Below are 13,309 nucleotides of genomic sequence, written 5' to 3'. Positions count from 1 at the left end.
GTGGTGTTGTCGGTTGATGAGTTGGTGTTGCGGCCGGCTGGTGGGTTGGTGTCGGGTGGTGGGCCGTTGTACGGCTTGTCCTGGACACCGACCGAGACACCGGAGAACACCGTGTCCAGGGTCGCCGTCATCGGATCGGACGAGTCGGGTCTGTCCGACACCCTCTCCGGGATGGGAGTGCGGACCGAGGCCCACGCCGACCTGGATTCCCTGGACGACTCGCTTCGAGCGGGCGGTGCCGCACCGGACCTGGCCGTGGTCGCCCAGGGCTCCCTGGCCGGTCGCGGTACCGACGACGTCGTCGGTACCACCACGGAGGGCCTTTCCCTGGTGCGTTCCTGGACGGAGGCTCGTCACCTGTTCGGCACTCGACTGATCGTCCTCACCTCGGGGGCCGTCGACACCGGTGACGGTGAGCTCACCGATGTCGCCGGAGCCGCGCTCCACGGCCTGGTCCGCTCGGCGCAGAGTGAGCACCCGGGGGCCTTCACCCTCGTGGACATCGACGGTTCGGAAGAGTCCCTCGACATGCTCACGTCCGTCGGATCGAGCGAGGAGCCCACCGTTGCCCTGCGCTCGGGCACCCCCCTGCGTCCGGTGCTGGAACGTCTGGAGGGCCCGGACGACCTCGCCGACACGGGTCCCGAACCGAGGGCCGGCGGAACCGTGCTGGTCACGGGCGCCACCGGAGCGTTGGGACGCGCGGTGGTCCGTCACCTGGCCGACGCCTACGAGGTGCGCGACCTCCTCCTGCTCAGCAGGAGGGGGCCTGAGGCGCCGGGAGCCACGGAGCTGCGCGAAGAGCTGGGCGAAGCCGGGGTCGACGTGCGGTTGGAGGCCTGCGATGTCGGTGACAGGGAGGACCTCGCCCGGGTGATCGCGACGGTCGACCCGGACCGTCCGATCAGTGCCGTCGTGCACCTCGCCGGGATGCTGGACGACGGCATCATCACCTCCCTGACCCCCGAACGGCTCGAAGGGGTTCTGCGTCCCAAAGCACTGGGTGCTCTGTACCTGTGGGAGCTCACCCGCGACTCGAACCTGGACGCGTTCGTCTGTTTCTCCTCCGCGGCGGGGATCTTCGGGGGTGCGGGCCAGTCCAACTACGCGGCCGCCAACTCCGCGTTGGACGCGTTGGCCGTGCGGATTCGAGCCGAGGGCACACCCGCCTTCTCCCTGGCCTGGGGGCCGTGGGAGGGCGACGGTATGGCCGCGAACACGAACGCGGACGGTGAGGAACTGACCTCGCGCACCGGGCTGGTCGCGCTCTCCGTGGAGGAGGGCCTGAGGCTGTTCGACACCGCTCTTCGCTCGCTTCGTCCCCTGACCGTTCCGCTTCGCGTGGATTTTCGCTCGGTGAGGGAGAACCACGAATCCCCGTCGGTTCCCCGGCTGCTGCGGGGCATGGTGCGACCGCCGATGCGGGTGGTCGACAACAGCGTCGACGAGGGAAGGGAAACGGACTTCCCGACCCGGTTGGCGTCCATGGACGAAGAAGCGCGACGATCCGCGCTGCTCTCACTGGTCCGTTCCCAGGTGGCCGCGGTGCTCGGACACCTGCCGGAGGACGTCTCACCGGAGTACTCCCTGGTGGACGCCGGCTTCGACTCGTTGTCCGCGGTGGACCTGCGCAACCGTCTCCAACAGGTGTTGGGGCTCCGGCTTCCGTCCACACTGGTCTTCGACCACGGCACACCGCTGGAACTGTCCGAAGACCTGCTGGGGCGCGTCACCGCCGAGTCCGATGAACGTCGACCCGGTCGAAGCGGCGGTGACGACGGGTCGTCCACCGTCATATCGCTCTACGCCGAGGCGACCAAGGTCGGCAAGTGGGAGAAGGCCTTCGAGTTCCTGCACGCGGCCGCCGCCTTGCGCGACTCGTTCTCCGGTGCCGAGGACGGCCCGAAGACACGGCCCGTACCGCTCGCTCAAGGGCCGGGTGACCGTGCCCCCGTGTACGGATTCTCCTCCTGCCTGGCCCTGGCCGGTATCCAGGGCTACGCCAGGTTCGCCGCGGGGCTTCGCGGATCGCGTGACTTCATGGCGTTCCCCTGCCCTGGTTTCGAGGACGGGGAATCCCTTCCCGAGGAGATCTCCGCGGTGATCGAACTGCTCGGTGAAGCCGTCCGAAGCGACGCCAAGGGCCGACCACCGATCCTCCTGGGTTCGTCCGCGGGTGGCTGGTTCGCGAACTCCGTGGCGGCCTACCTGGAACGGACCGGGTCTCGGGTCGCGGGAGTCGTCCTGGTCGACACCTACACCCCGCAGAACGACATCCTCGCCAAGTTCGGCTTGGCCCTCATGGACGGAATGCACGATCGGGAGGGGGTCTTCGTCTCCCTCTCCGAGGACCGCCTCACGGCCATGGGCTGGTACCTGAAGATGTTCGGGTCGTGGGGAGCGGAACCCACGAAGTGTCCGACGCTGCTCGTCAGGGCTTCGGAACCGCTCACCCCGGAGGCGGAGAGGAACCACGGAGAGAACTGGCACTCCACGTGGGAGCACCCCCACGAGGTGGTCGACGTCCGTGGAACCCACTTCTCGATCATGGAGGAGTACTCGGCGGAGACCGCCCTCGCCATCGACGACTGGATCAGCAAGGAGTGCGAATGAGAGCCGATTTGTGGCTACGGGGGTTCCACCCCGCCCCCGAGGCCCCCGTCCGAATGGTGATCTTCCCCCACGCGGGGGGATCCGCCAGTTACTTCTTCACGTTGTCCCGACTGCTCGCCCCCGAAGTGGAGGTGTTCGTCGTGCAGTACCCGGGGCGCCAGGACCGTCGCCGGGAGCCGGTGCGTGAGAACGTCGAGCTCCTGGCCAAGGAGCTGGTCGAAGAGCTCCACCCGAGGGATGCGAAGCCCACCGTGTTCTTCGGCCACAGTCTCGGGGCCACCGTGGCCTTCGAGGTCGCACGGCGGTTGGAGCAGGCGGGCGTCGGTCCCGCCGCGCTCTGGGCGTCGGCGAGGTGTGCGCCGAGTGATCACCGTACCCACGACATCCATCTGTTGGACGACGAAGGGATCATCGCCGAACTGCGTCGTTTGAGCGGGACCGACACCTCATTGTTGGACGACAAAGAACTTCTGGACACCTTGATGCCCGCGATCCGGGGGGATTACAAGGCGGCCGAAACCTACGTCTACACTTCCGGCCCCCCACTGGCCTGTCCTGTCGTCGGCTTCGTGGGTGACGACGACAGCCGTGTGAGGGAGGCCGACCTCTTGGGTTGGCGCGAGCTAACGGAATCCGGTTTCGAGTTGGTCCACATGCCGGGTGGGCATTTCTATCCGACCGATCACCCGGCGTTGACGGCCGAGGAATTCAGGACCCGACTCGGGTCTATGGACGGGTCGGGGACCGCGGAGGTGTGAACGGGCGCGGTCTCGGCGATCACGGAAGGGAGGGCCAGCCGGTTCTTCACGTTCAGCTTCCTGTAGACCTGCGTGAGGTGCTGCTCGACGGTGCTGATGGTGATGAACAGGTTCCGGGAGATCTCTCGGTTGCTCTGCCCCTGCGCCGCGAGCTCGGCCACCCTGCGCTCCGACTTGGTCAGACATGCGGCGGGAACGGGCTCGTGGGGTCCCGGGTGGTCGACCGGTGCCGCGTTGGAGCGGACCTTCGCTATGAGGCGGTCGGCTCGTTCCTTGAGCCGCTGGGCCTTCTTGACCTCGCCGAGGGACTCGAAGGTGTGTCCGAGTTCGAGCAGGGCCCGGCCCAGGGCGAGGTCGTCATTGGCCACGCGGAACAGATCGATCGCCTGGTTGAGCAACACCGGACGGTTCTGGACGGGTTCGGTACGGGACCACAACAACAAAGCCTCGGCCCTGCCCCTGTGGTCCTTCTGACAGAGCAGTTCACGTTGTTCGTCGAGGTAGGCCCTCGCCTCGTCCGGTCGACCCAGGTCGATGAGCGCCTCCGCGGTCGCCGAACGCCAGTCGTGGAACCCGGGGAAGTCCAGGCCCCACTGACGGATCAGTCGTTCACAGTGCTTGAAGTCGGTCAGGGCGACGGAGGCGCTCCCGGAGGCCAGGTGATACCTGCCTCGCGCGATGAGGTAACCCAGGCCGTACCTGCTCGAGTACATGGCTTCGGGCGGTTCGTACTGGAGGAGGGCCGTGGCCTCGTCGAGTCTGCCGAGTCGGGTGGTGCTCAGGAGAAGGGTGCCCAGAGGCGCTCCGATGGCCACCCCCCAGCTGCGGGAGGGCAGCGTGTTCAGGGCCTCACGGGCAAGGGACTCCGCCGTGACCGGGTCGCCCTGGCGCAGGGCGATCTCACCGCGGTGTGCGGAGAACACCGCGTTCCAGAGGGGGACGTCGCGGTCGGCGGCCTGGGCGAGCAACACCTCGCAGGCATGGCGGGCGTTCGTGAGACTTCCGGAGTAGACGAGGACGAGAAGGGCCGCCTCGGTGGTCATGAACGTGGAGTCGGCCAGATGGGAGGTCCGCAGGAATTGTTCGGCGGTGTTGACGGCCTCTTCCAGCGAGTCTCCGGTGAACAGGCTGTTCAGCACGGAGTCCGCTCGGGAGAGCCGGCTGGTCGAGACGGCTTCGTACAGGGAGGTGTCGTCGGCCCCCTCGGCCTCCAGTACTTCTTGGAGGGAGGGTTGGAGGTTGAGCAGTGGCCGGCACTTGGAGAGGAACTCCAGCCGCCGACGGTATTCCCCGGTGCGGAGAAGGTGCTGGATCATCTTCAGGACCTCCCGGCCCCTGCCGTGCCAGATCAGCGCCTGCATGAGCTCCACCGAATCGGTGACACGGAGGATGCCCTCGTAGAAGGAGTCGATCAGGCAGTTCAGGTGCTGGGTCGCGGTCAACGGATCGATCCGCCACCTCGCCTGGGTGAGAGCCATGGTGATCCTGGACTTCTCCGCCCTGTCATCGCAGGACTCCAAAGCCAGTTCCAGGTGCGCGATGGCACTGCTGGTCTCGTTCTGTGCCAGGTCCTCGGTCGCGGCGTCCTTGAGCAGTTCCACGGTCCAGGAGCCCGTCGTGGACTGCCCGAGGATCTTGTTGACCACCGAGGGGTGCTCCTTGTTGGAGCCGCTCAGGTGCATGGTGTGAACGGCACGGATCCTGAGGCCGCGGTAACGCTCGGGTGCCACGCCGTCGAGAACCGTGTTCATGGCCGTGGGCAACCGGAAGTGGCAACGATCGTCGAGGATCCCCATTTCCTGGAGGGCGCTCAGCGCCATTTCCGTGCTGCTCTGCCCCTCCGTGAACATGTATCTCAGCAGTAGTGGGGCCGCCGACCTGAGCCTTGCCGAGGTGGAGAGGACCGCCGCGGCCTCCGCGACCCGGGCCGTGTGCGGGTCGCACGTGCGCAGACAGGCCAGGACCGACTGCCGGTACTCGCGGCCGGGCAAGAGCTCGGTCCCCTCGCCGGAGTTCTTGGCGTCTTCGATGAGGCAACGCAGCAACAGCGGGTTGCCTCCGGTCGCTTCGGTGTACTCGGTGGCCAACCGGTCGGTGATGGTCCCGCCGAGATGGTCGACGAGGGTCTGGCGGACGCCGTTCTTGGACAGGGGTCGGGTGTGGATCCGTCGGTACAACGGCGAGCGGATCGTCTCGACGTGGAACAGGGGGTCCACCGGTGGAAAGTGGTGAGACTGGCTGAGCAGCACGACCAGGCCGCCACCGCGCCATTCGCAGATGATTCGTTGGAGCAACTTCAGCGAGGCCGGGTCGGCGTTGTGGATGTCCTCGACCGTCACCAGGAACGGTGAGACGTGCGCCGCTTTGGTGAGGGCCTGCCTGAGCCGTTCACCGAGGGAGGAGGGAAGCTGGGAGCAGTCCGGGTCCTGGTGGGTGACCGACGCGATCGCGTCCCCCACCGAGGTGAGTTCTTCCCTCGTCTCGGGGTCGATCCGGTCATCGGCGAAGGGGCGCAGGAGAAGTTGCTGTATCACCCCGAACGGTGCTGCCGCGTTGATCGTCGAGTTGGTCGCCCAGAGGTGGGGCATGTGAGCGCAGGTTGCCAAGTCGGAGGCGAAGCGAACGAGTTCTGTTTTCCCTGTTCCGGTTCCGCCTTCGATTATGAAAAACGAAGATCTTCCCGCCTTGGCTTCGGTCAAGGCGAATTCCAAGGTTTCTTTCGCTTGTTCGCGTTCGGCAATATTCGCTGGCTTCACGGGTTTTCCTTAAGGGTATGTTGAGTGGGATTTCCTTGTGTGCTGGGCTTCTGGGTCAGTGGTGGCTCAGGGTAATTTTGGCACCGGGTATCAGTTTCTCTTGAGGTCCCTTGGCTGGCTAGGGCCCTCGTGTGCGGGGGCTGCTGTCTTGGGATCGTAAATGTTGCTTCCGCTAATATCCAGTGGTGGCGGCGGTGAAGTTCGAGAACCAGCCTTAAATTCACTTAAGGTTTGAGTTCGAGTTCGGGGTGTAGTTGAGCAATTTCGAAGAGTGGTCGTTTATGGTTCAACAATTAACGAGATGCTTGAGTGGCTATTTACTCGGTGAAAGTTGAGAATTCTTCGAGATCGCTCGTATGTGGGTGGGAGGCGACGCCGTGTCCGACCCGGGCCCCGTGACGCGCATACACCGAGGGCGCCGGACCGGGCGTCGACCCGGACCGGCGCCCCCGGTGGGCGCTCCCTCAGCCGTCGGAACGGAGGATGATCTCCAGCACCGTGTCCTCGTCCACCGCGCCCTCGGTGTACAGGAGCGGAGAATAGGAACCGTCGAGCAGGTCGTCGACCTGGTCACGGTAGTGGGGGCTGCGCGTGTCACCGGACTGCCCCGGGGCGTTCACCATGACCGATGAGTCCCACTCCCCGACGTCGAGCACCATCCTGAACGAGGCCCCCGACAACTGGGAGTGATCGGCCGCGTCGAAGGTGGAGCTGTCGACGGTGTGTTCGGCCCCCGCCCGCTCGAACGGACCGATCGGTGGGTTCCAGGGGTGGGCGAAGCTCGTGTTGTGCAACGAGCCCCACCTCCATTGGTCGGGGTTCGTTCCCAAGGAGGAGCTCACATCGGCGAAGGCCTCGCCCAGGGAGTCCGTCAGGATCCGGTCCAGCTCGTCCTTCGCCCCATCGCCGAGCCACCGCTCGGGTTCCTGGAGCGCATGGTAGAGCGCGCCCGAATTCATGGTCGAGGTGAGGGTTTCTCCCAGCACGGGGGAGATCTCGCGGTAGAAGGTCGGCCCCAGGTGTCGACTCACCCAGGTCTGGTACAGGGCCGCGCCCGCCGAATCGGTGGAAGCGACGTGGTCCCATTCCCGGAGGACCCTGAGAGCCTCCCCGACGTCCCCCTCGGCCTCCAGACCGTCGAGCAGGGGCAGGACGTCCCGTGCGGAGGTGTCCAGGTGGTCGTTCTGCAGGGCCATTGAGTCGGTGAGGGTCGTGGAGGTCCGATCCTCCAGCTCCTCCACGATGCGTTCCTGCCGGTAGCCCGGGTCCCACTCGTACCCGATGCCCAGATCCAGGGGAACGTTGCGTTCGTTCGCCGTGGACAGGAAACCTTCCTCCGGGTTGAGGCTCGACGGCAGGTCATCGGGATCGAGGAAACCGTCCCATTCGTAACCGCCGTCTCCGGGGACGGGGAGGAGCCCGTCGTAGCCGTCGCGTCGGGGGATCAGACCCGCGGTCGCCCAGCCGATGTCGCCGTCGGTGTCGGCGTACGTGTAGTTCACCGGCGGACCGGCCCACGAGGACAAGGCATCCTCGAAGTCGTCGAAGTCCTCCGTGCCGAGCAACCGCATGCCGTGGAAGTAGGCCGCGGTCCCCGGTTCCGACCACGTGCTGCGCAGAGCCAGTGCCGTTCCGCTCTCCTCGTCGAGGTGCAGGACCGGTCCGTGTCGGGTGAACCGCAGGTCCACCCGTTCGGAAGCGCCGTCGCCGGTGGGGATCTCCTCGGTGACCGTGGTCATGGTCTCCCAGCCGTCACCGTAACGGTAACGGGAGGAATCCTCCGGATCGAGGTCGTAGACGTAGAGATCCTGCTGGTCGGCGTTGAGAAAGGTGAGGCCGAACGCCGCGGTCCCGTTGTGGCCCATGGAGACGCCGGGCAGGAACGGCTCGCCCGCGCCGATCACGTCGAACTCCGGTCCCGATAGATGAACGGCGTACCGAAGGGACGGAGCCTGGACGGACCGGTGCGGGTCGCCGGCGAGGATGGGTCGGCCGGTGGACGTACGCTCCGGGGCGATGGTCCAGCTGTTGCTTCCCTCGGCTTCGAGCATGCGTCGCAGCGTTTCGTCCTCGACGTCGAAGGCCGGTGCCCCCTCCTCTCCGAGGGAGACCGGGCTCACCGCGAGAATGAACGGTGTCAGGACCTCGGGGGAGACCGAGCACGGGTCCAGCCCGTCGGGGATCGTGACCTCGTGCTCGGGTTCCGAGCCGGTCACGACCTCTCCGAAATCGAGGTCCTGGGCGCATGCGAACAGTGAACGGGTGACCTCACTGGTGAAATTACTTCCGAGGCTGTTGCTCCGGATGCGGACGATGTCCTCGGGTTCCCACAAGGCCGGTGAGTAACCGAGTTCCTGGAACTCGGGGGGCGCCTTCTCGGGGTACTCCTCGATCAGCCCCACGTAGGCGTTGACACCTTCCGTGAATCGTTCGGCGGCCTCGCGCGCACCGGGGCCGTAACTCTCCCATTCCACGTCCATATCTCCGCGGAACATGAAGGTCCTGGCGGCTTTGTCGTGTTCCAGGTATTCCGCTCCGAAGGCCTCGGAAAGCTCCCCCAACCCCTGCCTCCGCTGGAGGTCGAGCTGGAAGAGCCGGTCCCGGGCGGCGTTCAGGCCCTGGGCGAAGAAGAGGTCGGCGGTGCTGTCCGCGTAGATGTGCGGAACCCCCGAGGAGTCGACCGCGATGCGCACATCGTCCGTGAGTCCGGGAAGCTCGTACGTTCGCTGTTCCGTGGGCTGCGCCGACGCGTCCGCGGTGATGAGCGCGAAAGTCAAGGTGGCGGAAGCGAGCAGTGCCCAAGCGGGTTTCTCGATATTGCTCATGTACGGCCTTTCGGAAGCTCACGGTGCGGGGGACGCGATGCGATCGGGGAGCCGGCCGATCTTCGGCGAGAGCGTCTCGGTGAACCCGGAGCGGGGCGCGAGGGGGTCTCGGCCGCGGTACCGAGTCCGGTGGTCAGCCGAGCCCGAACCCTTGCCGAAAGGCAGTATTTCCCATTTGGTGCAATAAGGGGTACCCCTGTCTGCCCCCAGTCTTTTTGTTGATACCAATAGGGGTGGTGCGACCCCCGATCTCCGAATCCTTCTCTTTGTGAATGGCCGAGCGGCGGATACGGATGTGCAACGACGTGACGGTGAGCGGTGCGCGAAAACCTCGTGTCATGGGTGCCGATCGGAGCCGCGCGGAGGCATAGTGGGGCCCGCGGAGACCGCACGGCACCGCGTACATCCCCCGTGGTCGAGAGACCCAGGCTTCGGGAGGTCCTGTGCTCGTGAACCGGATTCGTGACTTCGTGCGACGCCACCCGGCGCTACGGGAGACGGTGCGAAGCGTGCGCGTTGGACTCCCACGGGGTTTCGGCGGGATCGAGTCCTTCAGGGAAGAACGCCGTTTCGAGCTGGCGCTCCCCATCCGTGAGGGCGACACCGACGCGGATCCGGAGACGCTCTCCTTCACCGTGCCGGGCGGACTCTGGGTCCCGCGCGAACTCGAACGGGAGGGACTGGCCGGGTTCGAACCCGAGACCCTGGCCTGTTTCCTCGCCGCCCTGGATCACGCCGGCCCGGGCGCGGTCCTCGACATCGGCGCGAACGTGGGCGTGTACGGCCTGCTCGCGGCCGCGCGCGGCACGCGCGCGGTGCACGCCTTCGAACCCACTCCGCGGGTCGCGGCCACCGCGCGGGAACTGGCCAAGACCAACGGCCTTCCGGTCATGGTGGTGGAGTGCGCGCTGGGCGACCGGCTCGGGCGGGCCTCCTTCACTCTCTCCTCCACCTCGGACGCCTCGAACTCACTGGCGGCGGGGTTCCGTACCGCGGCCGAACGGATCGAGGTGCGGGTGGACACGGTGTCCCGCTGGTGTGAGCGCACCGGTACCGTCCCGGCCGTGGTCAAGATCGACACCGAGACCACCGAACCCGAGGTCATCGCGGGCGGTATCGAGGCACTGCGTGCCTTTCGTCCCTGGATCCTCTGCGAGGTATTGCCGGGGCGCGGTGTCGAGAAACGACTCATGAGGCTGCTGCGCCCCCTCGACTACGGCTGGTACCAACTCGGGGACGAGGTGCCCCCACCGGTCCGTGGTGTGATCGATGGCCGGATCGCAGAGGCCGACCAGCGTATGTGGCTCTTCGCCCCCGAAACACCGTCGGACGCCTTCTGGGCGGACACCCGTGCCTGGCGCCGTGCCCTGGAGACCTGCGTGCCGACGTCGGTGCTCAGGGCATGAGAAAGGTCCTGCGAACAGGGCCGTTCGAGGAGCGCTCGACCCCCTGGACGTCGGTGACCTGTCCGGTCGCTTGAAAGGCCTCCGGTTCTTCGTCGGTGCGGTGCCTTTTAGGTATGCTCTCGAAGATTTTCTGGTTGACCCGAAAAGGGGAATGGTGTGTGTTCTCTGGATAAAGGGGGTGCAGAAGATCGTGGCATTTATTTCTTTTGGGGTTTTTCGGTCACTGTGATTCGGTGGGTTATGTCATGGTTCGTGATAATGCTTCGCGCCAGGTGATCAGCGTGTTCGACCTTGTTGAGGGTGTGGCGCGAGGTGTCGCGGGTGCGCCTTTCTGAATGTCATGATTCCAGTGTCTTATGGAATATTTCCATTTCCGCTGCGCCCCTGTGGCGCCTGTGGTGTTGTTGGTCCCGGTCGTTGTGCGGTTCGGCGAATCGGACCTTTCGTCGCCCCGGACGCGCCTGTGATGATTCCGTCTGGAAATGGTGGTGTTCTGTGACTGAAACGGTCGAATCGAGTCCCTTGGCCTTGGAGGACCAGCAGTCGAGTCTGGGGACGTCGGCGGCACGAAACCTGGCGACGACCACGAAGTCCGCCCCGCAGATGCAGGGTGTGACGTCGCGCTGGCTGCTGCGGATGCTCCCGTGGGTGCAGGCGCGCGGTGGTGTGTACCGGGTGAACCGTCGGCTGACCTACACGGTCGGTGATGGGCACGTGACCTGTGTGAACACCGGTGCCGAGGTGAGTGTGGTGCCGGCGGAGCTGCGGGAGTTGCCCGCGCTGCGCGGGTTCGGTGACGACGCGGTGTTGGAGGCGTTGGCCGGACGCTTCGAACAGCGAGAGTTCGCGCCCGGTGACCTGATCGTCGAGGCGGGACGGCCCATGGACGGGGTGTACGTCCTGGCGCACGGCAAGGTGAACCGGATCGGTCGGGGCAAGTACGGCGACGACATCGTGTTGGACGTACTGGCCGGTGGTGGTTACTTCGGCGACGACGTCTTCATCGGCGACGAACGCACGTGGGACTTCACCGCGAAGGCGGTCACCCGCTGCACGGTGCTCACCCTGCCTCGGCGTGCCCTGGGCGAGATGAACGGTTTCTCCCAGGCACTGCGGGAGCACGCTCGCACCCGGGCCGAGGGCCTGGGCCCGAGCAACCCGGAGGGTGAGGCGGAGATCGGTCTGGCCTCGGGCCACGACGGTGAACCGGAGCTGCCGGGCACGTTCGTGGACTATGAGCGTGAACCCCGTGAGTACGAGCTGAGCGTGGCGCAGACGGTACTGCGGGTGCACAGTCGGGTGGCCGACCTCTACAACGACCCGATGGATCAGATGGAGCAGCAGCTCCGGCTCACCATCGAGGCGTTGCGCGAGCGGCAAGAACACGAGCTGATCAACAACCGCGACTTCGGCCTGCTGCACAACGCCGCACTGCGACAACGCATCCACACCCGAGGGGGCCCGCCCACCCCCGACGACCTCGACGAACTGATCTCCCGCCGCCGGAAGACCAGGTTCCTCCTGGCCCACCCGCGCGCCATCGCGGCGTTCGGCCGCGAGTGCAACCGTCGCGGCCTGTACCCGGACTCCACCGAGGTCGAGGGGCACCCGGTGATGGCCTGGCGGAACGTGCCCCTCCTGCCCTGCGACAAGATCCCCGTCTCCGAGCACCGGACCACGTCCATCCTGGCCATGCGTACCGGCAAGGACGCCCAAGGCGTCGTCGGCCTGCGCCGGACCGGTCTGCCCGATGAGTACGAACCCGGCCTCAACGTCCGGTACATGGGGGTCGACGACCGGGCGGTCGTCTCCTACCTCGTCAGCACCTACCACTCCGCCGCCGTCCTGGTGCCGGACGCGCTGGGGGTCCTGGAGAACGTCGACATCACACGATGAGGAGCACACCCATGACCACCATCGAGGACACCACGGAAGGTCACCGACCACATGAGGTCCTGGCTCGCAGCCGTGAGCTGATCGATCCCGCCCTGCGCACCGCCGTCGACGGTCTGCCCTCCGCCATCCGCCGCATCGTCGGCTACCACTTCGGTTGGCGCGATGAGAACGGCGTGCCGAGCGACGACGACTCGGGGAAGGCGATCCGACCCACGCTGTCCCTGCTGGCCGCGGAGGCGGTGGGCGGGTCTTCCGAGTCGGGGGTGTCCGCCGCGGTGGCCGTGGAGTTGGTCCACAACTTCTCCCTCCTGCACGACGACATCATGGACGGCGACACCACACGCCGGCACCGCCCCGCGGCCTGGACCGTGTTCGGGGCCAATCCCACGATCCTGGCCGGGGACGCCCTCCAGACCTTGGCCTTGGACGTTCTCGCCGCCGGCGGTCACCCGGCGGCCCAGGACGGGGTGCGGATGCTCAGCGCCGCCGTCCTGGACCTGATCAATGGCCAGGTCGCGGACCTGGACTTCGAGACCCGCGACGACGTCGGCCTCGCCGAATGCGTCCGGATGGCCGAACTCAAGACCGGGGCGCTGCTCGGCTGCGCCTGCGCGTTGGGCGCCGTCTTCGGTGGCGCACCCGACAAGGCGGAGCCGTTGCGCCGCCTCGGCCTGGCCTTCGGGACGGCCTTCCAACACGTCGACGACCTCCTCGGCATCTGGGGGAGTCCGGAGACCACCGGCAAGTCGATCCACTCGGATCTGCGTAGCCGTAAGAAGTCCCTGCCCGTGGTGGCGGCCCTGACGTCGGGCACCTCCGCGGGGCGGGAGCTGGCCGGGCTCTACTTCCGGGAGCGGGAGCTCTCCGACGTCGAACTCGCTCGGGCCGCGGAGTTGGTGGAGGCCGCCGGGGGGCGTGAGTGGAGCCGCCGCCAGGCCGACGAACTGATGGATCGTGCGATGGGTGAGCTTCGGGACGCGGGCCTGGTCCGACGGCCCGCCGAGGAGCTCGGGGCCCTCGCCCGTTTCGCCACGCGCCGCGCTCACTGACACAGC

At 66.6% G+C, this 13,309-nt stretch carries 7 protein-coding genes; 5 read left to right on the top strand and 2 right to left on the bottom strand.

All coding sequences use genetic code 11. The annotated features are described in order from the left end of the window. Window positions 1-111: 111 nt before the first annotated feature. Both ACWGSK_RS19745 and ACWGSK_RS19740 read left to right on the top strand, forming a co-directional pair. Window positions 112-2,613 carry a type I polyketide synthase gene (locus tag ACWGSK_RS19745; RefSeq protein WP_358515509.1) on the top strand — a complete coding sequence of 834 codons (2,502 nt, stop codon included), beginning with the start codon at window positions 112-114 and terminating at the stop codon, window positions 2,611-2,613. Continuing rightward, complete coding sequence (locus ACWGSK_RS19740) at window positions 2,610-3,371, top strand: thioesterase II family protein (RefSeq protein ID WP_358515506.1); 762 nt, start codon at window positions 2,610-2,612, stop codon at window positions 3,369-3,371. The genes ACWGSK_RS19745 and ACWGSK_RS19740 overlap by 4 nt, the downstream gene beginning before the upstream one ends. Here ACWGSK_RS19740 and ACWGSK_RS19735 read toward each other — a convergent pair. Together ACWGSK_RS19735 and ACWGSK_RS19730 are read right to left on the bottom strand one after the other, a co-directional pair. Further along, window positions 3,296-6,127 (bottom strand): helix-turn-helix transcriptional regulator, encoded by a 2,832-nt coding sequence (locus ACWGSK_RS19735; protein WP_358515504.1) that lies wholly within the window; start codon window positions 6,125-6,127, stop codon window positions 3,296-3,298. The genes ACWGSK_RS19740 and ACWGSK_RS19735 overlap by 76 nt on opposite strands. Before the next feature lie 464 nt (window positions 6,128-6,591). Continuing rightward, complete coding sequence (locus tag ACWGSK_RS19730; protein WP_358515502.1) at window positions 6,592-8,952, bottom strand: penicillin acylase family protein; 2,361 nt, start codon at window positions 8,950-8,952, stop codon at window positions 6,592-6,594. 509 nt (window positions 8,953-9,461) lie between these two features. Here ACWGSK_RS19730 and ACWGSK_RS19725 point away from each other — a divergent pair. From ACWGSK_RS19725 to ACWGSK_RS19715, 3 genes are all read left to right on the top strand, one after another. Next, entirely contained in the window at window positions 9,462-10,358 is an 897-nt protein-coding gene (locus tag ACWGSK_RS19725; RefSeq protein ID WP_358515499.1) for an FkbM family methyltransferase, read from the top strand. A gap of 495 nt (window positions 10,359-10,853) precedes the next feature. After that, entirely contained in the window at window positions 10,854-12,254 is a 1,401-nt protein-coding gene (locus ACWGSK_RS19720; RefSeq protein ID WP_452456391.1) for a family 2B encapsulin nanocompartment shell protein, read from the top strand. Window positions 12,255-12,265: 11 nt separating this feature from the next. After that, on the top strand, window positions 12,266-13,303 hold the full coding sequence (locus ACWGSK_RS19715; RefSeq protein WP_358515494.1) for a family 2 encapsulin nanocompartment cargo protein polyprenyl transferase: 1,038 nt from the start codon (window positions 12,266-12,268) through the stop codon (window positions 13,301-13,303). Window positions 13,304-13,309: the final 6 nt, after the last annotated feature.

Source organism: Nocardiopsis sp. NPDC055551 (assembly GCF_053619415.1).
Note: the sequence above shows the minus strand (reverse complement) of the source record. Positions and strands in the feature narration are given on the sequence as shown.

Excerpts from the sequence above, each read along its gene's own strand:
- ACWGSK_RS19715 (WP_358515494.1), top strand. The coding sequence starts at position 12,266 with ATGACCACCATCGAGGACACCACGGAAGGTCACCGACCACATGAGGTC.
- ACWGSK_RS19740 (WP_358515506.1), top strand. The coding sequence starts at position 2,610 with ATGAGAGCCGATTTGTGGCTACGGGGGTTCCACCCCGCCCCCGAGGCC.
- ACWGSK_RS19730 (WP_358515502.1), bottom strand. The coding sequence starts at position 8,952 with ATGAGCAATATCGAGAAACCCGCTTGGGCACTGCTCGCTTCCGCCACC.